General features: G+C 34.9%; 17 protein-coding genes. 7 read left to right on the top strand and 10 right to left on the bottom strand.

The window, feature by feature from the left end:
• Positions 1-552, top strand: a complete 552-nt coding sequence (locus R1X58_RS00520; RefSeq protein ID WP_240571108.1) for a hypothetical protein — start codon at positions 1-3, stop codon at positions 550-552.
• On the opposite strand, the gene R1X58_RS00515 is transcribed toward R1X58_RS00520, so the two are convergent.
• The 4 genes from R1X58_RS00515 to R1X58_RS00500 are packed head-to-tail and all read right to left on the bottom strand — an operon-like array spanning position 549 to position 4,905.
• A complete protein-coding gene (locus tag R1X58_RS00515) occupies positions 549-1,496 on the bottom strand; it encodes a TolB family protein (protein WP_240571105.1) in 948 nt (315 codons plus the stop codon). The genes R1X58_RS00520 and R1X58_RS00515 overlap by 4 nt on opposite strands.
• 52 nt (positions 1,497-1,548) lie before the next feature.
• Positions 1,549-2,970, bottom strand: coding sequence for an amidohydrolase family protein (locus tag R1X58_RS00510; RefSeq protein ID WP_240571102.1), 1,422 nt, complete (start codon positions 2,968-2,970; stop codon positions 1,549-1,551).
• 45 nt (positions 2,971-3,015) lie between these two features.
• On the bottom strand, positions 3,016-3,756 hold the full coding sequence (locus R1X58_RS00505; RefSeq protein WP_240571099.1) for a LytR/AlgR family response regulator transcription factor: 741 nt from the start codon (positions 3,754-3,756) through the stop codon (positions 3,016-3,018).
• A gap of 27 nt (positions 3,757-3,783) precedes the next feature.
• Positions 3,784-4,905: a sensor histidine kinase gene (locus R1X58_RS00500; RefSeq protein WP_240571094.1), complete on the bottom strand. Its 1,122-nt coding sequence runs from the start codon at positions 4,903-4,905 to the stop codon at positions 3,784-3,786.
• Between the two features lie 425 nt (positions 4,906-5,330).
• Here R1X58_RS00500 and R1X58_RS00495 point away from each other — a divergent pair, with 425 nt between their 5' ends.
• From R1X58_RS00495 to R1X58_RS00475, 5 genes are all read left to right on the top strand, one after another.
• The gene (locus R1X58_RS00495) at positions 5,331-6,863 is read left to right on the top strand and encodes a Kelch repeat-containing protein (protein WP_240571092.1); all 1,533 of its coding nucleotides are present in this window, start codon (positions 5,331-5,333) and stop codon (positions 6,861-6,863) included.
• 333 nt (positions 6,864-7,196) lie between these two features.
• Entirely contained in the window at positions 7,197-7,931 is a 735-nt protein-coding gene (locus tag R1X58_RS00490) for a PKD domain-containing protein (RefSeq protein WP_240571089.1), read from the top strand.
• Positions 7,932-8,015: 84 nt separating this feature from the next.
• A complete protein-coding gene (locus R1X58_RS00485; RefSeq protein ID WP_240571086.1) occupies positions 8,016-8,729 on the top strand; it encodes a hypothetical protein in 714 nt (237 codons plus the stop codon).
• A gap of 27 nt (positions 8,730-8,756) precedes the next feature.
• Complete coding sequence (locus tag R1X58_RS00480) at positions 8,757-10,154, top strand: vanadium-dependent haloperoxidase (RefSeq protein ID WP_240571084.1); 1,398 nt, start codon at positions 8,757-8,759, stop codon at positions 10,152-10,154.
• Between the two features lie 360 nt (positions 10,155-10,514).
• Positions 10,515-12,746: a TonB-dependent receptor plug domain-containing protein gene (locus R1X58_RS00475; protein ID WP_240571083.1), complete on the top strand. Its 2,232-nt coding sequence runs from the start codon at positions 10,515-10,517 to the stop codon at positions 12,744-12,746.
• A gap of 22 nt (positions 12,747-12,768) precedes the next feature.
• Here R1X58_RS00475 and R1X58_RS00470 read toward each other — a convergent pair whose 3' ends face one another.
• From R1X58_RS00470 to lysA, 6 genes are all read right to left on the bottom strand, one after another.
• Positions 12,769-14,076 carry an APC family permease gene (locus tag R1X58_RS00470; RefSeq protein ID WP_240571082.1) on the bottom strand — a complete coding sequence of 436 codons (1,308 nt, stop codon included), beginning with the start codon at positions 14,074-14,076 and terminating at the stop codon, positions 12,769-12,771.
• A gap of 13 nt (positions 14,077-14,089) precedes the next feature.
• Complete coding sequence (locus R1X58_RS00465) at positions 14,090-15,265, bottom strand: DUF1624 domain-containing protein (RefSeq protein WP_240571081.1); 1,176 nt, start codon at positions 15,263-15,265, stop codon at positions 14,090-14,092.
• 77 nt (positions 15,266-15,342) lie between these two features.
• The gene (locus tag R1X58_RS00460; protein ID WP_240571080.1) at positions 15,343-16,200 is read right to left on the bottom strand and encodes an ester cyclase; all 858 of its coding nucleotides are present in this window, start codon (positions 16,198-16,200) and stop codon (positions 15,343-15,345) included.
• Positions 16,201-16,222: 22 nt separating this feature from the next.
• Positions 16,223-17,557 carry an MFS transporter gene (locus tag R1X58_RS00455; RefSeq protein ID WP_240571079.1) on the bottom strand — a complete coding sequence of 445 codons (1,335 nt, stop codon included), beginning with the start codon at positions 17,555-17,557 and terminating at the stop codon, positions 16,223-16,225.
• 143 nt (positions 17,558-17,700) lie between these two features.
• Positions 17,701-18,432 carry a hypothetical protein gene (locus R1X58_RS00450; protein WP_240571078.1) on the bottom strand — a complete coding sequence of 244 codons (732 nt, stop codon included), beginning with the start codon at positions 18,430-18,432 and terminating at the stop codon, positions 17,701-17,703.
• 300 nt (positions 18,433-18,732) lie between these two features.
• Positions 18,733-19,968, bottom strand: a complete 1,236-nt coding sequence (lysA, locus tag R1X58_RS00445; protein ID WP_240571070.1) for a diaminopimelate decarboxylase — start codon at positions 19,966-19,968, stop codon at positions 18,733-18,735.
• 198 nt (positions 19,969-20,166) lie between these two features.
• Here lysA and sucC point away from each other — a divergent pair, with 198 nt between their 5' ends.
• Positions 20,167-21,357: an ADP-forming succinate--CoA ligase subunit beta gene (sucC, locus tag R1X58_RS00440; protein ID WP_240571068.1), complete on the top strand. Its 1,191-nt coding sequence runs from the start codon at positions 20,167-20,169 to the stop codon at positions 21,355-21,357.
• Positions 21,358-21,379: the final 22 nt, after the last annotated feature.

Genomic DNA, 21,379 nt, shown 5'->3' with positions numbered 1-21,379 from the left:
ATGAGATATATAATTATAATGCTTTTTTCAATGGTTTGTTTTGCTCAGACTCAAAACGATTTACCGTATTATGAAATACCTGAAGCTCCTGAAGTGTATACGCCAGCAACGGCTGCAGCAAGAATGATTGATGGTTTAGGTTTTAGATATTACTGGGCAACCGAAGGATTAAGATTGGAAGATTTAGCCTATAAAATAGGCCCTGATTCCAGGACTTCGGGTGAAACGATTGAGCATATTTATGGCTTATCGAAGTTTATTAGAAATAGTGTTCTTGCTGAAAATAAAGATGACAACAAAAACGAGTTGTCTTTCGAATTGAAGCGAAAACAAACGCTAATGAATTTAAAATTAGTTTCCGATGCTCTAAAAAATAATCAAGGAACTTTCGATTTGGCTAATACTGAAGTACCATTTTGGAATATCATTAACGGTCCCATTGAAGATGCGGTTTGGCATTGCGGACAAGTGGTAATGTTGCGACGTGCATCAGGAAATCCATTTACTTCAAATGTGAATTTGTTTTCAGGAAAAGTGAAAACAAAGAATTAATCTAAAGGTTTTTGGTCGGGGTTTAAAGGCTCCTTTAAAAGGACTTTACAAATTTGGTAGTTTCCTTGTCTGAAGCCTGAAATCAATAAATTAATATCGTTTGGAGACCAGCAAGGTTGCATGTCTTCGACATCATTATACGTGATTTGTATTTTGTGGGTTCCGTCGTCTCTCATGATAAAAATTTCGGAGTGTTTCATGTCGTCAACTTTTGCAGAATAGACAATACGGCGACTCCCATTGGTGTTAGACCAGTCGGGGTATGTGCTTTCATCTTTTAAATAAGTTAAACGGTTTTTGTCCTTGGTAAACAAATGCTGGCTGTAAATAACATTACTTTCACCTTGTGTGTTTTTGTTAGAAAAGTAGATGAGTACATCGCCTCGTGATGTTAAGTTAGGATACACATTTTTGAATTTATTGCTCACCACTTTCTTTAATCGTTTGCCTTTTGTAGAGCAGGCGTAAATATCGAAAATATCGGCTCTTTCGGAATATGAAAACATAAGTTCCATGCCATTGGGAGCGAAATTGGCATAGTATTTATTACCACTAAGGTTGATAGGAAACTTATCGATTTTACCAGAGTCAAAATCATAACTGTAAATTTCACTGGTTCCGGTTCGGTCTGATTCAAATAGAATCATGTTTTTTGAAGGATGCCATTTTGGTCGTCGGTCGTTGGATTGTGTCGTCATAACCCGTTTTTGAGCCCCTCCATCAATATTCATAGAATATATTTGCCAGATGCCGTCACGATTCGATTCGAAGATAATTTTAGTACCTTCTTTGTTGTAACTGGCGTATCTACTATCGCCATTGGAAAAGGTTAATTGTTCCTCTTTAAACCCTTCCTTTATTTCTTCTTCCTGAGCAAAACTATTTGAGATACATAAAATTGTTAAAAATAAGACAGCAGGTTTAAAAATGAGAGATAGACGCATAGTAAAGGATTAGTGTTCAGCTAATTTAAAAAAATATAACTAAGCACGAAACCTAGTTGCGACCAACTTGCCCATCAACAGATTCGAAAAGTTTTTTTGAATTAAAACCGATACCATCTTTGAAGACAATTTCCGTGTTTCTAATCTGTTTGATATCACTTTCTAAATCTCCATTAATTAAAATGAGGTCGGCAGTTTTTCCTTTTTCAATTGTACCAATAGTCTCATCCTGGTTTAAATATTTAGCACCATTGAGCGTGCAAATTTTTATTACGTCAACTAAAGGAAATCCGCCTTCTACCAATAATTCAAGTGTATGCTGATTGGCGTAACCGGCGACGGTTCTTCCTGCGCCAGTAGGGTCGGTTCCCGCGACTAATTTTCCGCCTGAATTATAAAATCGTTTTAACCAGATCAAGTTTTTATAATATGACGCGATTTGAATAGAATCTTTATTTACTCTTCGGTCGTAAATAGCCTTAACATCTTTTAAAACTTCCGGAGTTACCGCGCGTTCGCCGCCACCAGGAATAAGTTCGCGGTTGGTGTAAGGTTCAAAAACATTTGGTGTGGTTGTAATGGTTGTACCGTTTTTAATAAGCACCTCAATAAGGTGGTTTATTTTAGGACTGTCAATAGGTTCGCTGTCAAAGGCCTGTCTGGATTCAAAAGGATCGCAAATGTTTTCCTCTTTGTTAACTTCAAAATCTGTGGCCACTCGAAAGCCGTGTTCCAAATTATCAATACCAAGGTTCGAAGCTTCTTCATAGGTTACTGAACATAAATGTCCGGTAACTTTTAATGCGCGTTTGTGGGCTTCGGTCACGCAAACTTTCACATCTTCTTTTGTAATGTTATTATAAAGTTTGAATGAGGTGACACCGCGTTTTGACCAGAAGTCTACAATTTCTGAAACTTCAGTTGTGTTTTTTATATAGCCTAATTCGGCAATAGGAACACCTTCGCGTTCTATAAACGGGCTGGTAACATCCATTTTTGGCCCCGTCATTTTACCTTCTAAAATCCATTGTTTTACGTTGAGGTCGCTTTGTGGTTGAATGCTTCCGGCCGTTCGCATGGTAGTTACCCCTCCGGCAAGATATAGACGCGGAAAAGTAAAAGTGGATTGCCCAACGCTAAACCAGTTTTCGAAGAATTTAGTATAGAATAAATGTTCGTGTAACATAACCAAACCAGGTATTACTGTTTTTCCTGTGCCATCAATTATCAATGCATTTTTAGGAATTTTTAAAGTATTTGAATTACCAACACGTTCTATTTTATTGTCTTTAATAATAATGGTTTGATTATTTTTAATATCGCCTCCCGTTCCATCAATAAGTTTAACGTTGGTTATAGCTACTAAGCTTGTGTCTACCGAGATGAAGGCTTTTACCTCTTTTGTGAATTTTTGAGCATGAATTTGAATGGAAGTAAAAAGTAAAAATACGAGTGTTTTTAATAGATATTTCATATTGAGAAGCTTACAAGAACCCAAATTATGAAAATTATAGCAATATTAGTGAGATTCTGAATTGACTATTTTTAAAAAATGATTTAAGTAAAATTTTCCAATGGGCAATTCCTTTTTATCAATTTCAACCAATTCGTGAGTATATGACTTTATTTTGTTTACTGGAACAATGAAAGATCTGTGAATGCGAACAAATTCATTTTTGTCAATCATAGCCTCGATAGCCGATATGGTTTGCCGGCACAAATGCATTTTATCCGATGTGAATATTTTTATATAATCTTTATCACTTTCAATGTAAAGAATATCATCTAAGACAACGCGAACCTGTTTTCTGTCGATACGAAGGTAAATAGAATCTATACCAGATTTTCGTTCTAATTCCTGTGGTTCATTAGGGTTCAAAACATTTTCGTAATCGGGTAAAGCTTTGTTAACCGCTTTTAAAAATCGATCGAATTTTATGGGTTTCAATAAATAATCAACAGCATCCAGTTCAAATCCATCTAAAGCATATTCTTTGTAGGCTGTTGTAAAGATGATTTTTGGAGTGTTTTTGATAGAACGCACCAACTCGGTGCCTAATAATTCTGGCATTCTAATATCTAAAAACAGAATATCGATCTCGTTCGATTGAAGAAACATAAAAGCATCGATTGCATTATTACATTCGCCAACTAAATCTAATACAGGTAATTTTGCAAAATACCGACGTAAAACATCTCTGGCAAGAGGTTCGTCGTCTACGATGAGGCATCTTGGTTTTTTAAATTCAGACTGTTTCATTTTGCTTCATGTCGTTATGTGAATGTTTTAATCTTCTGAAATTTGATGGTCTAATACAATCTGGAGGTTAACAATAAAAGTTTCATCATCATCTTTAATCTCAAATATGTGTTTGTGAGGGTAGATTAGGTTTAATCGTCTCCTAATATTTTCAATGCCTGTTCCTTTTCTTGACTTTTCATGAGTGTTTTCATTTATTTTTCCATTCATCAATTTAATACTGAATTTGTTATCGGTAAGTTCAGATTTTATATTAATCCACGGATTATTAATCATTTTGCTGGCTCCGTGTTTGAAGCAGTTTTCAACTAAAGGCAATAAAATAAGTGGAGCAATTGTAATATCGTCGGTGTTCGAGGGAAACACAAAATGTAAATCAAGTTTGTTATCGTACCTTATTTTTTCCAGATTCAGGTAATCAACAATCATTTCCAGTTCATTTTCCAATGGTACTCTTTTTTTCTTGCCTTCATCTAAAACGTAACGCAGAATATGAGATAACTCTAAAATCATTTTGGCACTTTTTGGTGATTCTTCCTGCGCCTGAGAATAAATGTTATTTAAGGTGTTAAACATAAAATGCGGTTGGACCTGTGCCAGAAGAAGGCGTAATTGGGCATCCGAATTTTCCTTTTGTAATTGTTCGTTTCGAATGGATTTTAAATAATAATGTTTAAACAATTTAAAACTGGAGGATATTGAGAGAGCCGTAATCGAACCTAGTATACTTCCCAAATACGCATAAAATAATTTTTCTGTAAATGTGGAGGTGGTTAAGAATAAATTTGCATTGGGAACCCAGATTATTTTAGCCCACGGAACATAAATAAGATAGACTGCGTTAACCGTCATGGCTACAAAATAGAAAACGATAAACCAGAAAAAGGCAAGAATATACTTTTGGGTAAATACAAATTTAGGAAGTATAAAATATAGGGCCGGATAGACCAAAAACATTTGAGGGAAAAGAAAAAAGAAGGTTTCAATGGAAGTCTTCCAAAAATTAGGAAAATGACCAGTCATTTGGTATGCAATAGGATTCAGGTAGCGGGTCATTGTGAAATAACCACCCCATAAAAACCAAAAGAACAGATGTCGTCCCAGACGATGCCATTTGTTATCTGATAATATAAATTCCTTTATAGACATGGTTATTCGTATTTATATTCAAATGTATAACTATTAGAAATAGCTGAAATTTTACCGCTACATAAACATCATCTACGTAGACAGATACAAGTTAAGCAGCTACCAAACAAATTTGTCGATACTAATTAAGTTTCTGTCTACCTAAAGTCGCTTTATATCGCTAATACAGATTTTCCTTTCAAGTATATCCTAAATTTAATAATATTTTTTGAATGTAACTTGTTGAAATTTAGTGTCTAAATAAATTGTTGTTAAGGTAAGATGTTCAAGGTTTTTATGGCCTTTTATTAGATAGCAAAGTACCATTAGTTAATAGCGCAAAAATCAGACTTAAATTATAATGTATTCTTCCTCTCTAAAACACATTATAATGTTAAAGAAAAGCTGGTTTTAAAATATATAATTAACCTCTAAAGTTTAAAATTATGAAAGCGCTAAACACATTTTTAAAAAGAAATTTTCTTTTTGGAGCCTCCTTTTTATTTGCAGCCTTACTTTGTTTTCAAGCCTGTGATAAATACGAATTACCTGAACTAATCATTTTACAGGAACAGAAGGACGAATCAGAAGAGCAAGAACAAGAACAGGAACAGGAACAGGAACAGGAACAGGAACAGGAACAGGAACAACCTTTACCAATTATTGAAGGTCAGTTTCCAACAGTATTTGCTGGGGATAGTATTGTTTTGTATTATCCTAATAATCATCTTATTCTGGATGGACTGAAGTCATTCGATTCATTAGGAGTATTTGATTATACTTGGAGAAAGATTGCCGGGCCACCATATTACACAATAATATCTGAAAAATCATCCAAAACAGATATTTATCATTTAGTAATGGGAACTTATCTGTTTGAAATAACTGTTCAAGATACTTCTTTTAAGATTTATAAAGACACTATCAAGGTGGTGATAAAAGAGCCTGAGTATTGTGGTGACATAAAAAGGGTACCGATAGATATAAAATTGCTTGAAATTGGAGAGCTGGGTAAGGCAAGAGAATATGTGGCCATTACTACGTTAGGTAGTAAGATTTTTATTGCTGGTGGTAGACATCCGGATTCTAAAAAAGTAGATATATATGATGTTTTAACAGAAACGTCATCAATCATAGAATTGGGAACTGCTCGATCAAATATAACTGCTATAGCTGCAGGAAATAAAGTGTTTTTTGCTGGTGGTCTTGTTTCTGTTTTTGATGGTTGGGCGTATTCGGCAGTAGATGACATAGACATTTATGATATTAACACAGATACTGTCAGTTCAGGGCATTTAAATACGGAAGGTTCGGGCATGGCTGCTGCGGCTGTTGGAGATAAGGTTCTATTTGTAGGGGGAATAGATAATTCTAGTACAGCTAACGAAAGAAAGGGAACTGCTGAAATGTATAGCCTACTTACAAATGAATGGACAACAGCTAAATTAAGTCAGGGGAAATCAGATGGGCATATTGCGTTAGTTTATGGTGATAAGGCTTATTTTGCAGGTGGTTATGAGAATCGCGATAAGATTTTGATTTATGACAATAGTACCGGTGTTTGGTCTGTTGAAGAGATGTATGAGAATAAATCACAATTATCAGGAATTGCGGTTGATGGGAAAATGTATTTGGCGGGAGGTTATACTGAAAATCCGGATTTATTTTATTTAAGCAATTTAGTAGAAATAAAAGATCTTAATTCAGGTATCTCCTCATATACCTGCCTGAGTCAGCCAAGTATTAATGGACAAGCAATAGCATACGACAATAAGATTATAGTTATAGCTAAGCATAAGTCAGAAGGACAGCACCAAGGTAACCAATCAACTATAGAAATCTATGATCCCTCTGGGGACATATGGTATAATGCTACAATAGATGTTCACATAGAATATATTTTTAATTACAATGAAACATTGTATACGATTTCAACAAAAACAGGAAAAATAATCATAAGCAAATTGGAGATTCGTTAACCCATTATACAATAGGGAGTAGACTGTCTTATAACCACATTCGGACCCAGATAAGTCCGTTATTCCAATTAAGGATATAAATTCTTTCATCGACTCAGATATTTATCTTTCCTTTCAAATGTATTGATATTAATGAAGGTTAATTTTTATCACTTCAGCTGATCTTTTTATGTTACAGAAGCAGGATAAACAGCTGGAAAATAAATTTGTCGATACTAATTAAGTTTCTGTCTACCTAAAGTCGCTTTATATCGCCAATGCAGATTTTACTTTCAAGTATATCCTAAATTTAATAATATTTTTTAGTGTAAATCAATTAAAAGACAACTAGCCATGAAAATTTTAAAAGTACTTTTATTTATAGTAGTGTTTTCCTCTTGTACTAATAATGAAGATACATTTGAAGGAATTAATACATTTGAAGGAATTACTAATGATTCTTTAGTCAATGGTAATGATCATTTAAATAATGAAAATGATCATTTAAATAATAATGAAACTTCAACAGATTTTGTAGAAATTAAAATAGGAGCTGGGACAGATAAGCTTGTTTTTCTCCCGAATAATTCTTGCAGATTAAACGGCTGGGCTTCCTATCAAGTTGTCAATCCACCTGTAAAATATAGATGGGATAAAATTGCAGGTCCTGATTCTTTCCATTTTGTATCACCAGATTCTCTCTCAACGATATTAAATGAATTGGAGAAAGGGATGTACAAGATTGAAATTACATGCATTGCAGCCAATGGATATATAGCGAAGGATACCTGTTCGGTTATAGTGGGGCAATTTCCTTCACCATCAAACTTTATCGTTTTTAACAATCAAAAATGGGATGGTACTGGCTTGCTATGGGGGGCTCAAATATTAATCCCAGACATTTATCAATATATTCCAATAGGTGGTGTATTTAAAGTTTTTTTAAGAAGGCTAAATTCAGAAACATGGGAAGAAATAATGTTTGATGATCACGATTCATTGATTAGCGCACATTTATTTAATGGTAATTTGGGAATTTATTCAAATGTTGAGGAAACCGACAGTCCGGATATAAAAATTGAATATTAAATAATTACCATGTAATGAAATATCCAATAAACCAATTCTAGCTAGACTAAAGTAAAATAGTATTAATATTTAAAATTGAAATTTATGAAAAAAACTAGGAAGGCAAATCTATATGCTAGGCAATATAAGACAATTTTTCGATGTTATATTTCAGTGGTGGTTGTTCTTATTATTAATGTTTTAATGTCATCTTGTGCTAATGTTGAGGATTTGGAAATTATAGATAAAGAGTCAATAGTCGAGAACGAATCTGAAACTCAAGATGAAATTCATAATGGTAATGATATTCCATATGTACAAGAATCAGTTATTATCTATAAGGATATAGAACCCGATTTCTCCAGTGTAAAAGCGGATGATTTTTATAATCTGGATATTAATAATGATGGTTTTGTTGATTTTAGTTTTACATCTATCCGTGATTCTTGGTGTTTTTTAGCAGAACCCTTTGAAAGACTTAAAAATAATGCATTTGTATCGGTATCTGGTCCTTTTGAATCTTACATAATACCTTTAGGTCAAGGTAAAGTCATTTCTAAAGTTCTTGAATTCCCTACGTTTTTCGATTCTTATGGAGGTTACGTCGGAATGAATTTTTGTGATACGTTTTCGACTTATTGTAAATACAGTTGGGAAAATACAGAAGACAAATACGTAGGGTTACAGTTTTCGGTAAATAGTAAAATATATTTTGGTTGGGCTAGATTCGATGTCAAAAACAGTAACGAGTGGACCATTAAAGATTACGCCTATAATTCAAAACCTAATGCTCCAATTCTGGCAGGACAAACTGAATAACATAATTAACACTTAAAATAATGAATCATGAAAACAACTTGGGTGGCGACCCGAAATGCAAGGCAAATAAAAACTGGATACATTCTTCTAATAGCCATGCTGTTATTAGACTTCTCCTGTTCTAAGAACAACGATTTAGAGCTAATTGAAGAAGAAAATGCGATGATGTCGAAATCGGCAAATACCTCACCAAACACGGTATTGGCCTGGAATCAGGTAATGGAAGATCTTTATACTTTTTCTTTAAACGGACCCGGAACACCACCTCCGTCAGCCTCCTATACCTGGGCATTGGTTCATCTGGCAATGCATGATGCCCTTAACGGTATAGTGCCTCGTTACGAAACCTACGCTGGAGTGCCAAGAGATAAAGATGCAAATCCCGATGCCGCTGTATCTCAAGCCGCATACGATGTGCTTATGGCAATAAATCAACTTCCTTTTGCACCAGCGTATCTTCCCCAAAATTTTCAAAGTATCAATGCATTGTTGGCAGAGACATTAGATGGTATTCCCGATGGTGAAGCTAAAAATAAAGGTATCGCTTTGGGGCATGCTGTCGCGGAAGCAATTATGGCAAAAAGGGCTGGCGATACACCTAATCTGGCTCCTGGGGTTCCAAACCAACCAGCAGAAGGGACTCAGCCTGGAGAATATAGGTATCTTCCATATCCTTTAGCTCCCAATGGTATGGGATATGCCTTGGCGAATTTTCATAAGCTAAAACCATTTTTTATGGTAACAAACGACATGTTCAGATCAGAACCGCCTTATGAAACGAGCTCTCCTGAGTATGCAGCAGATTTAAATGAAACTAAAGATTTTGGCGCATTAAACAGTCAGGTGCGTTCGGCAGACCAAACTGAGTTAGGGGTGTTCTGGGCGGAGAATTCCAGTCGAGGTTGGAATGTTGTTGCTAGAATTGTGAGAGATAGTTATAATGAAAAATCACAAAATGCATGGAAAACTGCCAGATACCTGGCTTTAGTGCATAGTGCAATAGCCGATTCATACATATCAATTTTCGAAAGTAAAATGTATCATTATTTCTGGAGACCAATAACAGCAATCCAACTAGCAGATAATGATGGAAATGATGCAACCACAGCAGATCCGTCATGGGTACCACTACTTAACACACCACCATTAGGAGAATATCCATCTGCACACGCCATTTCTGGTTCTGTCGCCGGACAAGTAATAATTCGATTTTTTGATGACAGAGATAATTATGAGCTTAACCTTGATAGTGGTTATATGCCAGGTGTTATTCGTTCTTTTTCTTCAGTTTCAGATGCAGTAAGAGAAAATTCTTTATCACGTATTTATATCGGTTATCACTTTAGACTGGCTGTAGATGTCGGTGAAGCTTTAGGTAAAGAATTGGGTGATTATGTTTATGAAAACGCTCTTAAAGAAAAGTAATAAAATTGAAATAAGTATTCATTTAATTCATGCTCTCCATTTTTGTAGAAATATCATGAATGATGTTTGTGTAACTTGTTGATTTTTAAAGTGAAAATATTTTGTTCTGTATTTCGTATGGAAAAAATAATTATCTTTAGTAATCCTTAAAATAAAGGATGAGGATTAGCCCCAAATTGAATATTGTTTTGAATAAATTTCATTGAATGTTCAGTTTGGGGTTTATTTTTTATCATATAAATCTCATATAAAATTTTAGACAATATTAGTATATAAATAATATGCGATAGTAGCAAATCGCGGAAAGCAAAGAATCCCTAAGTAGTTGATGTCATTTAAGTTTTACTAAAATCATGTGCTATGAAACATGCAACTATTTTATGGCTTTCGCTATTCTTTTTAATACAGGGTATTTTTGCACAAAACGAAGGTCAGAATAAGCAAATACTTATCGATACCCTATCAGAAGTGGTTGTAACATCACTTTTGCGTCCTGAAAAAATAACACGTGCTGCGGCTTCCATCCAGGTGTTGGCAACCAAGGATATTGAACGATTTGCAGGTTCGAATATTGGTGAACTTATTGGTACGCTTCAAGGGGTGGAATTCACCCGTTATGGGGTTGATGGGACCACCTTTAACGCCAGAGGTTTGAACAGTGCGTTTAACAATAAGGTCCTGCAAATTGTTGATGGTCGTATAAGCACTTCACCATTAAGTGGTGGGTTATCTGTTTTTAATAATGGGTCTACCATTATAGACGATATCCAGCAGATGGAGGTTGTGCTGGGGCCGCAAACGGCTTTGTATGGTCCGAATGCTCATAACGGAGTCTTTAATAGTGTCACTAAAGATCCTCGCAAAACTCCAGGAACATCAGTCTCTCTCAGTGCAGGAACACAATATCAGTTTAGTGGAAGATTCAGGCATGCCCAAAAAATTGATAATAACTGGGCCTGGAAAGTTACAGGCGAATATGCTACCGGACAGGAATTTAATTTCACAGATAGTGTTTATGTTCAAGGGCAAACAAAAGCTATTCCTGAGCGTAATGTAGATTATAATTTCAGGCATATCAGAGGGGAAGCTCATCTGTATTATAATCTTAATCCTAAAACAGAAATTGTTGTTTCCGGAGGTACCAGTAAAAATAATTTTTTGCAGGTTGTTACGTCCGGACGAAATCAAATGAGAGGGGTAACATACAGCTTTTTGCAGGCCAGATTACGAAGTCGTCACTTTTACGCTAATGTTTATAATACATGGGGTAGTTTAGGACGCAGTTACAGTATTACCAGTTACACACAAACGTTTTGGACGAGAACACAGCAGGGAAGTCTTTACTTGCCTCCCGATGAAGCTGAAGCGTTGGCATTAACTGGAGCCAGTTTTAGAGAAAGGAGCAGAAGGTTTAATGCCGATTTTCAATATAATACAAGCTTTCCAGATATCGGCTTGTTTTTAGTTGGAGGGTTGGATTATGAGAATATTAGTCCTAATACAGATAACGGAACAACGGTGGTAGGTAAGTCGGGTGATATTTCGGTTTCTCAGGTTGGTGCCGTGATACAGCTCGAAAAAAGTTTAATCTCTAAATTAAGAGTAATTGGAGCTTTCAGATATGATAACAACGATAATTTTAAAGATTTGTTTGCTCCAAAATTTACTTTAGTGAAGGATTTTACTAATGGAAGTGTAAGGCTGGGATGGGCTAAGGCGTATGTGTTACCTTCCATTCAAAATCAATATGCCAATATTAGAAGCTTCTTTTTTGGGAATGGAGGAAAGGGAATTTTGTACATCCCGAACAATGCTAATGTTAACGATCCGGAAGCGATAACATCTACAGAAGCTTTAAAGGCGGAAGAAGTTGGAACCTGGGAAATCGGATTTAAAGGGCAAGCTTCTAAAAAACTTTGGGTTGATGCTAATGCCTATTATGGTATTAGCAAAAATTTTATAACTCCATCGTTGCCAGTTGGGGGAAGAGCACTGGAAGTGAATACAATTAAAGTTAATCACAACCCTATTTTCGCTGGTACTGTTAGCAATGACACCCTGCAAGGTGCTTCCTTTTTAACTTTTTTTAATTACGGACGTGCCAAAATCTATGGTCTGGATGCAGGGGTAAACTTCAGTTTCACACCTGCAATTCAGTTGGCTTTAAAATATTCATGGATTAATGCAGATTTTGAGGAAAACGATGCAAATAAAGATGGGGTTATTAGTCCTGACGAAAAAAGTCTCAATGCGCCAAATCACAGAGGAATGGCACAGCTGACGATTAAAGACCTCTGGAAACAGCGTCTTAATTTATATTTGGGAGCCAGAATGGTTCAGAAATATGATTTTTTTAGCGGGAATCAGATAGGTACAGAGGCTGGAGAGGGAACCCGGGTACCACCGAAAAATTTTAATTATGGTGCGCTTGGTGGGTTTACAACTTTCGATTTAAATGCTACTTATCAAATAAATAAGAAAGTTTCCTTTAACTTTAATATCTCAAATTTATTCAATACTAAACAACTTGAATTTGTAGGAGCACCATCTATCGGACGACTGGCAATGGCAAGTATTAAAGTAACGGATTAAAAGTTTTTAGAGCAAAAGACTATTAGTGTCTTGACTTTTTATTCTTAAAATATTTAATAATTACGTACAGGATACTCAGAAAAATTATCACAGCAATGGTTCCAATAATTTCATTTGATGCCAGATTGGACAGAAAATAAAAGATAATAAGTATCGATAAAATAGGAACCGTTAAACCTCCAGGGATTTTAAACTCTTCGGTTTGGGGTTTTCGCGTTTGTCTTAGTTTAATAACAGACAGAGCAACCCCTAAATAAAGTAAAAGCATCGAGCTTGTAGCAATAATAACAGCCTGCTTAAAGCTGCCAAAAACAGTTAATGTATAACCAATAGATACGTAAATTAAAATGGCTATATAAGGCGTTGCATAGGTTTTATGAATTTTTGAAAGTCCTTTAATCGGAAATACGTTGTCTCTTGAAAGGGCATAGAATATTCGTGGACTATTAAGGATAGAACCAGTCATATTTCCGAACATGGAAATTACAGCTCCAACAGTTAAGAGCAGGAATCCGAATGAACCTAAAACAACTTTAGCAGTTTCAGCCAAAGGTGCTCTTTCATAATTTTGAAATGTGTCTCCAAGAATGCCTTGCCCCACAGTTTGTAGCAAAACATAAACAACAAGAACTGTACTAATACTTACTAAAACAGCTTTAGGTATAGTGCGTTTAGGATTTAGAACTTCACCACCAACAATAATTCCGGTTTCACACCCTTGAAATGCAAAAAATAGAATTAATGAGGCTTGTCCTAAAGTATCTAAGTCAGTTAAAGTCTCAATGGCTAAATTGCTGAAATTGATATTCGGTAACCCAAAAATGATTAGAATTGATAGCGGTAAAAGTTTTAAAACCGTGTTTAGTTTTACAAGACCAATACCTTGTTTCAGACCTATAACGTTAATGAAAGCCAGTCCCCAGAACAATACAGTTAAAAAAATCAATCTAAACCATGTGCCTTCTAAAACAGGGTAAGCTGCCATAATGATATTAACCAAAGCATTAGAAACAGCGGCATCAGCAAAAAGGTTGCTGCTTACGGCAAAACATCCGGCAATAAACCCGGCATAATCACCAAAGGCAGTTTCAATATATGTATATGGACCTCCTGTATTATTGACTTTACTGCCTGCTTCGGCAAAACATAGCATCACTAACGCCATCAATAGTCCGCAAAATAAATAAGCAATGATGCTTGCTGGTCCCATTAGAGCGGCAATTGTTGCAGGTAAGACAAATATACCGGAACCAATTATAATGTTTATTATATTGGCAGAAAGCCCTAAAACACCAACTTCACGTTTTAAATGTTCATTATTTTTTTCCATAAGCTTTAAGGTTTTACAGATAGCTTAGCCACCATTTCTCTTTGTTTTTTACTTTGTAAATCATATAAGTTTTACAGGGGAAATAGAGAAGGATGATTATGCTTATCCAAACGAGATAAACCGTTAATAAAGAATATCCATAATCTTTTAATGTGGGGTTATTAAATCCGGCCTGAGTTATAATCATGTTTTTCCAGTCACCACCGAAAATTAGTATACCGACTATTGCTAAAACATGGATAACAAAAATGTGAAGAAAATAATAGAAGAGAGGTACCCGACCAAAAACAATCATAAAATCGGTGAGTTTGTTTTTAACTGATTCAATAGCATATAAAAATAATAATGCAGGCCCTAAGGTGATTAAAAGATACGATAAGGAAGGTGGATATTTGGTGACTTTAAAGAAAGATAAAATGGTTTTAGTTGTTGTGTCTTGAATGGACCACGGCACTAAATCGCCATAAATATTTATTCCTCGAATGATAAAAAATAGAACGGTAGAAGCTAATCCTATTTTCAATAACCATTGTTTTCTTTTTTCAGTATCGAAATCAGGAAGGTATAGTTGTCCTAAGCAATAACCAAGAATCATAACACCAAGCCAAGGTAAAATGGGATAGGCAAAAACAACTACTTGCCCTCCAATGGCAGTACCATTCTGTTGATGTAAAGCGTACCAAAGTATAGATGAAAAACTATTGCCTTGCATAACGATGTTGTCTAACGCATTATGTCCGGCAATGATAAGACTTCCAATAAGTAATAATAGTTTAGTGTTCAGAAATATTAAGAATGATAATATGAGCATTGTTAAACCAATGGCCCAAATAACCTGAAGGATGACAACCGAATAAGTGACATCGAATTTCCAGAGGAGATTGTTTAAAAAGATTTCCAGAAAAATAAGCCAGATGCCTCGTGTAAATAGAAATTTAAAGAGTTCTGGCTTTGTTTTTTTACTGCCATATAGAAAGGCTGAAGTTCCCGCCAATAAAATAAAAACCGGAGCACAATAGTGTGTTATAAACCGAGTGAAAAATAATATTGGTGTTGTGGTTTCTAAATTGGTAGGGTCGCTGAAAAAAGCTCCGTAATGGAAATAATCTCTGGTGTGATCTAAAGCCATAATAATCATGACGAACCCTCTTAAGATATCTATAGATTCAATTCGATTGGATTTTATCATAGGCTATGTCTAAGTTATATGGTCTTAATTTAGTAATAATATCTGTATGTTGTTAATTATGTGTTTTTTATAGTTAATTATTGTTTGCCTAAACCTATGTATTGTTGGAATGTCGTTATTTTTTCATTTTTTAATGTCCACAAATGGACTACAGTGGTTTTATAAGCTTCCCCCGTTTTTTTAAATTTTCCATCGTAATTGAGTATCGCTAATACTTGATCGTTTCCTAAAGGGGATAGCTTAATATTTTCTAATTTGAAATATTCGTTGTCTTCTCCCAGGCGTTTGAAAACACCATTCAACACGGCGTCTGGTCCTTTATAGGGATTACCATCTGAATAAGAACTGGAAGTAGATTCATTCCAAACAATATTTTTATCCATCATTTCTAAAACTGCTGGAATATCGCCTTTACCAAAAGCTTCGTATATGCTGTTTATCAGAGTTGTGTTTTCCAGGTTAGGTAAGAGTCCTAATTGTTGCATAAAAACCATGTTGTCCATGAAGTCTTCTTCCTGGGCAATTTTACCGTCTTTCATTTTAACTAAGGTAACGCCATCAATATCTACTGAATTTCCAGTAGCAGGTATACCAAAAAAATCACCAGTATGGTTTCCTTTGAAATTCCAATGCTTTACTATATTGTCTCCCTGACCGAAAACTTGAACGACGGTAAATTTTATATCTGAAAATCCGGTTAGAAAATTTTGGTAATAGTCTTTAAAACCATCGATGCCTACAATGTTTTGAGGACTCATGACTAAAGTAATGTCTTCAGTGAAATTAGAGTTATTGATGAGATCTATATTTCCATCATTAACGATATGGTCCCAGGTGTCGGCGTACATGGTTATGTTTTTTTCGAGTTTTGCATCGTTACAGGAAACCAAACTTATAGCTGTTAATAAAAGAAATAATGTTGTTGAAGTTTTCATAGGTTTTATGTTTAGTTGGTTATTAGTTAGTTAAATTTTCTAATGTGGTTAAGTGTTTTTTTATGTTAATGGTTTTATAAATGAAAAAAGCGAAAAACGGAATGGCTGCACCGCAAAAAAAGACTTGATTCCATTGTAATTTTTCTTGAATCAAACCAAACAGCCATGGGCCTATTATAATTCCCAGATTATTACAGGTCATATATAGAGTGAATTGAGAAGCTGATATTTTGTGCCATGAGATTTTCATCGCCATGGCTAAAAGTGCTACGGTAAGTAGTGTGTTTAATAAATTAAAAAGTATGATAAATCCATAAACAGCAGAGATGTTTTGCCAACTGTTTGAAATCATGCCGAATGAGAAAATAACAAGAGCTAATAAAGATATAAGAATAAGTGCCATTTTCTTTGTGCCAATAAAATCTATAATAACCCCACCGGCAACCATACTAAAGCCTCCACCAACAACGGAAGCTATGGAGTAAACTTGAGAATAATCCGTATTGGTCCAGTTTAATTCCTGAACCGTAAAAATGGGAAATAAGACTTCAATAAATCCAGTTGAAGCACCAGTAAAAATCATGCCCAGACTCAGAATAAGACTGGTTGGCAGTATGAGGACTTTTCCAAGGTTTTTAAACAAGCTTTTCCAGTCTGTAAGCTGTGCCTTTTTTGAAACTTCAGAGGCTTTACCTTTTGTCCAGGGCATTAGTTTTTCTCCACGATGTTCTCTGAAGAAAATTGGAACAAGGATTAGTATAGCAACCACAAGTGATAAGGAACCAATAGCATTGGTAAAGCCTACAATATTAATAAGGGTAGTTCCTAAAAGTAGGGATAACGATTGACCGATAATTCTGGAACCCCACATAATACCATTGGCTCGTGCTTGTTGGTGTTCTGGAATAAGATCTACTGCCATACCATCAATGGCGATATCTTGTGTAGATCCAAACAAGCTAATTAAAAAACCGCAAATCATTAGTCCTTTAATATTAGTTAAAGGTTCGTTTACAAAGCCGAAAGAGAGAAAGCTTATAATTAATCCAACTTGGGCAAAAATAATCCAGGGTCGTTTTCTACCCATAGCTATAGGAGTATAGCGGTCAATAATTGGAGCAATAAAGAATTTAAAACTCCATGGAATAGAAATGACCGAAACATAAGCTGCAATTGTAGTCGCAGAGATTTCATTCATTGCTAACCAAGCAGGGATGGCGTAAAAGGTTATGCCAATAGGAATACCTTCGCAGACATATAAAGCAGCAAAGACAAGATAGCGTAAGGTTGCATTTTCAGATAGATAGATTTTTTGCTTTAAATCGGCCAATTCATAGAGTAATGCTTTTTGATTCATTTTTGGTTGGTTTAAGATTAAAACTAAATGCTATTAGTTAAATAGGGCAATACTCTTATGCAAAGGGAGATAGAAGGATAAACACAATTTTCATTGTGCTTATCCTGGATGCTATTGTTTATTAAATTAATATTTAGAATTATCTAATACGATAAATCATCCATTAAACTGTACATATACGACCAATCTTTAGAAACGGCACTTCTAAATTTTTCTTTAATAGCGTCGGCTTTAGATTTTCCTTTTTCTTTTTCATAAACCTTCCAAACACCGTCGCGGTCTTCATCTAAAGCTGCAAAATTTTTAAAAGGAACGGTCACAAAGTAATCAGATACATGTGGGCCGCCACCTATTACGCTACACCAGGTTCCTCTAGTATCGCCCTCAGCTTTTTTAATGGTAGACTCTACTTCTTTAACGGTTTCCATAAAGCTATCATAATTGTCAACTTTTACGTTATAAACCCATACCAGTTTGGTATCATTAGAAAGGTTTGAATTGGATTTGCTTACATCTGGCATGCGTCGTGCAATATTGTATTCTACACTTTCAACGTGTGGTATAATTAAATCGACCACTTTCATTCTGCATTTTTTCCCGGCTTCATCATTGCTTTCATCCATTTCAGCCCAATTAGCCATTCGGCTGGTCATGGTGTATACCGTTCCTTTACCCTGAACGCGTTTCCACATACTCCATTTAAATTCCCCTTCGTTATCTTTATAGCATTTTTTCCATGACATGACACCCTCTATAAATTGTGAATTTTGTCCGGGTTTCACCGTGATTTCAGACATGTTTAATAAGTAATTGTCGTTTTCCTGAGCTACTCCCAATAATGGAAGAACAAGTAATAGATACAGTAATGTTCTCATAATTTTGATTTTGGTTAGAATTATTAATGGTTATATAGTTGGTAGCGTTAAATGTTACTTTAACACAATAGGTATTCTAAATAAAATCAACTTGGGACTCTAAAATCAGAGGTTAATTATGAGAGATATGGGTAGGTAATTTGTTTGTTTTATTGACAATAGCGTACTTAAAGATAGAAAATTTTGTTGAGGTAACAACCTTGTGTTTTAATTATAGGTAGGATTTTTAGTTTCTAAAATAAAAAAGCCCAACCAAAAGGTTGAGCTTTTATAACTAAGATGTATAATTATTGGAATTGGTTATTTGGCCAACTCTTTTTCTTTTTTCTCTGAAAAATCGACTTCAATTTGATTTTTAATGATGTCATCAAACGTTTCTCTTTTTCTGATTAAGTGTGCTTCGTTGTTGTACCATAAAACTTCTGCAGGTTTGAATCTAGAGTTGTAGTTACTCGCCATAGAGAAACAGTAAGCTCCTGCATTTTTAAAGCATAACACATCACCTTCAGAAATTTCTTTAATTCGTCTGTTGCTACCAAAAGTATCGGTTTCACATATGTAACCAACAACAGTGTAGAAACGTTCGTTACCGTTAGGGTTAGAAATGTTGATGATATCATGGTGCGAACCGTAGAACATAGGACGGATTAAGTGGTTGAAACCAGAATCTACCTGAGCAAAAACAGTTGAAGTGGTTTGCTTAACAGCATTTACTTTAGTTAAGAAATATCCAGACTCACTTACTAAAAACTTACCAGGCTCGAAAGCTAAGGTTAAGTCTTTACCATATTCTTTACAGAAAGCGTTAAACTTAGCCGTTAATTTTTTACCTAATTCTTCAATGTTAGTTTCAATATCACCTTCTTTATATGGTACTTTAAATCCTGAACCAAAATCGATGAATTCTAAGTTTTTGAATTGCTTAGCAGTATCGAATAAAATTTCGCTGGCGTATAAGAATACTTCAATATCTAAAATATCACTACCAGTATGCATGTGAATACCGTTGATAGTCATTTTGGTATTTTCAACAATACGTAAAATATGAGGAATCTGGTGAATAGAAATTCCGAATTTAGAATCGATGTGTCCTACAGAAATATTGGCATTTCCTCCGGCCATAATGTGCGGATTAATACGAATACATACTGGAATGTTTGGATGTTTTGTTCCAAATTGCTCTAAAATAGACAGGTTGTCGATGTTAATTTCAACACCAAGTTTAGCAGCCTCTTCAATTTCAGCTAAAGATACACCGTTAGGCGTAAATATAATTTGCTGAGGTTTAAAGCCTGCTCTTAATCCTAATTCAATTTCTTGTAAAGACACGGTGTCAATACCAGAACCAAGTTTGTTGAATAATTTTAGTATTGATATATTTGATAAGGCTTTTACAGCATAATTAAGTTTTAATTTTTTTACACCGCTAAAGGCGTTAGTCAGTCTGTTGTACTGTGCCTCAATTCTTTCAGCATCGTAAACATAAACAGGGCTTCCAAAATCTTCTGCAATTTTAAGCAATTGATTCTCCAACATAATTTGTAAATTTTTGGCAAAGATATTTCTTTAGGCACAATAAAAAATAAATAAATAAAAAATTATACAAGTTAAACAGAATGTTAATTATTTAACACAAGGTTATTAGTTTATTATTTATAAAGTTTTCACATTGAAATATTAGGGTAAGTAATTGCGATTATTTACATTTGTGCCTCTTAAACTATTTAGCGAATTATGAATTTACACGAATATCAAGGTAAAGAAATATTAAGCAGTTTTGGTGTACGTATCCAACGTGGTATTGTAGCGCAAAATGCAAAGGAAGCTGTTGCAGCAGCAAAACAATTAACTGAAGAAACAGGAACCGGTTGGCATGTTATTAAAGCACAAGTACATGCAGGTGGTCGTGGTAAAGGTGGTGGAGTAAAACTTGCTAAAAACTTAGAGCAGGTTGAAGAGATTGCTGGACAAATCATCGGCATGAACTTAGTAACACCTCAAACATCGGCTGAAGGTAAAAAAGTACACCAAGTATTAGTTGCAGAAGATGTTTACTATCCAGGTGATAGTGAAACTGAAGAGTTCTATATGTCTGTTTTATTAAACAGAGGTACTGGTCGTAACATGGTTATGTATTCTACCGAAGGAGGTATGGATATCGAAACTGTTGCTGAAGAAACTCCTCATTTAATTTTTACAGAAGAAATCGATCCGGCTGTTGGTTTAACACCATTCCAGGCAAGACGTATTGCTTTTAACTTAGGATTATCTGGTAACGCATTTAAAGAAATGACTAAGTTCGTTACTAATTTATATACAGCTTACGTAAAGTCTGATTCTTCTTTATTTGAAATCAACCCTGTATTAAAAACAAGTGACGATAAAATTTTAGCTGTTGATGCTAAAGTAACTATCGATGATAACGCACTTTACAGACATAAAGATTACGTAAACCTACGTGATTTACGTGAAGAAAACCCAATTGAAGTAGAAGCTAAAGAAGTAGGATTAAACTATGTTGACCTTGATGGTAACGTAGGATGTATGGTAAACGGAGCTGGTTTAGCAATGGCTACTATGGATTTAATTAAGCAAGCAGGTGGTGAGCCAGCTAACTTCTTAGACGTTGGTGGTACTGCTGATGCTGCGCGTGTAGAGGCTGCTTTTAAAATCATCTTAAAAGATCCTAACGTAAAAGCAATTTTAATTAACATCTTTGGAGGTATTGTTCGTTGTGACCGTGTTGCTCAAGGGGTAATCGACGCTTACAAAAACATGGGTAACATCAACGTGCCAATTATTGTGCGTTTACAAGGTACCAATGCAGACATCGCTAAAGAATTAATCGACAACTCTGGTTTAGCAGTATTAAGTGCAACTGAATTCCAGGAAGCTGCAGATAAAGTACAGGAAGTATTAGCATAGGCTTAACATAGCCATAGTATTT

This window comes from Aestuariibaculum lutulentum (assembly GCF_032926325.1).
Classification (GTDB): Bacteria; Bacteroidota; Bacteroidia; order Flavobacteriales; family Flavobacteriaceae; genus Aestuariibaculum; species Aestuariibaculum lutulentum.
This window is presented reverse-complemented; position numbering and strand designations above follow the sequence as displayed.

Coding starts and splice junctions, on each gene's coding strand:
- R1X58_RS00470 (WP_240571082.1), bottom strand. CDS start 14,076: ATGGAAAAAAATAATGAACATTTAAAACGTGAAGTTGGTGTTTTAGGG.
- R1X58_RS00510 (WP_240571102.1), bottom strand. CDS start 2,970: ATGAAATATCTATTAAAAACACTCGTATTTTTACTTTTTACTTCCATT.
- lysA (WP_240571070.1), bottom strand. CDS start 19,968: ATGTTGGAGAATCAATTGCTTAAAATTGCAGAAGATTTTGGAAGCCCT.
- R1X58_RS00520 (WP_240571108.1), top strand. CDS start 1: ATGAGATATATAATTATAATGCTTTTTTCAATGGTTTGTTTTGCTCAG.
- R1X58_RS00465 (WP_240571081.1), bottom strand. CDS start 15,265: ATGATAAAATCCAATCGAATTGAATCTATAGATATCTTAAGAGGGTTC.
- R1X58_RS00505 (WP_240571099.1), bottom strand. CDS start 3,756: ATGAAACAGTCTGAATTTAAAAAACCAAGATGCCTCATCGTAGACGAC.
- R1X58_RS00480 (WP_240571084.1), top strand. CDS start 8,757: ATGAAAACAACTTGGGTGGCGACCCGAAATGCAAGGCAAATAAAAACT.
- R1X58_RS00490 (WP_240571089.1), top strand. CDS start 7,197: ATGAAAATTTTAAAAGTACTTTTATTTATAGTAGTGTTTTCCTCTTGT.
- R1X58_RS00515 (WP_240571105.1), bottom strand. CDS start 1,496: ATGCGTCTATCTCTCATTTTTAAACCTGCTGTCTTATTTTTAACAATT.
- R1X58_RS00500 (WP_240571094.1), bottom strand. CDS start 4,905: ATGTCTATAAAGGAATTTATATTATCAGATAACAAATGGCATCGTCTG.
- R1X58_RS00460 (WP_240571080.1), bottom strand. CDS start 16,200: ATGAAAACTTCAACAACATTATTTCTTTTATTAACAGCTATAAGTTTG.
- R1X58_RS00495 (WP_240571092.1), top strand. CDS start 5,331: ATGAAAGCGCTAAACACATTTTTAAAAAGAAATTTTCTTTTTGGAGCC.
- R1X58_RS00475 (WP_240571083.1), top strand. CDS start 10,515: ATGAAACATGCAACTATTTTATGGCTTTCGCTATTCTTTTTAATACAG.
- R1X58_RS00455 (WP_240571079.1), bottom strand. CDS start 17,557: ATGAATCAAAAAGCATTACTCTATGAATTGGCCGATTTAAAGCAAAAA.
- R1X58_RS00450 (WP_240571078.1), bottom strand. CDS start 18,432: ATGAGAACATTACTGTATCTATTACTTGTTCTTCCATTATTGGGAGTA.
- sucC (WP_240571068.1), top strand. CDS start 20,167: ATGAATTTACACGAATATCAAGGTAAAGAAATATTAAGCAGTTTTGGT.
- R1X58_RS00485 (WP_240571086.1), top strand. CDS start 8,016: ATGAAAAAAACTAGGAAGGCAAATCTATATGCTAGGCAATATAAGACA.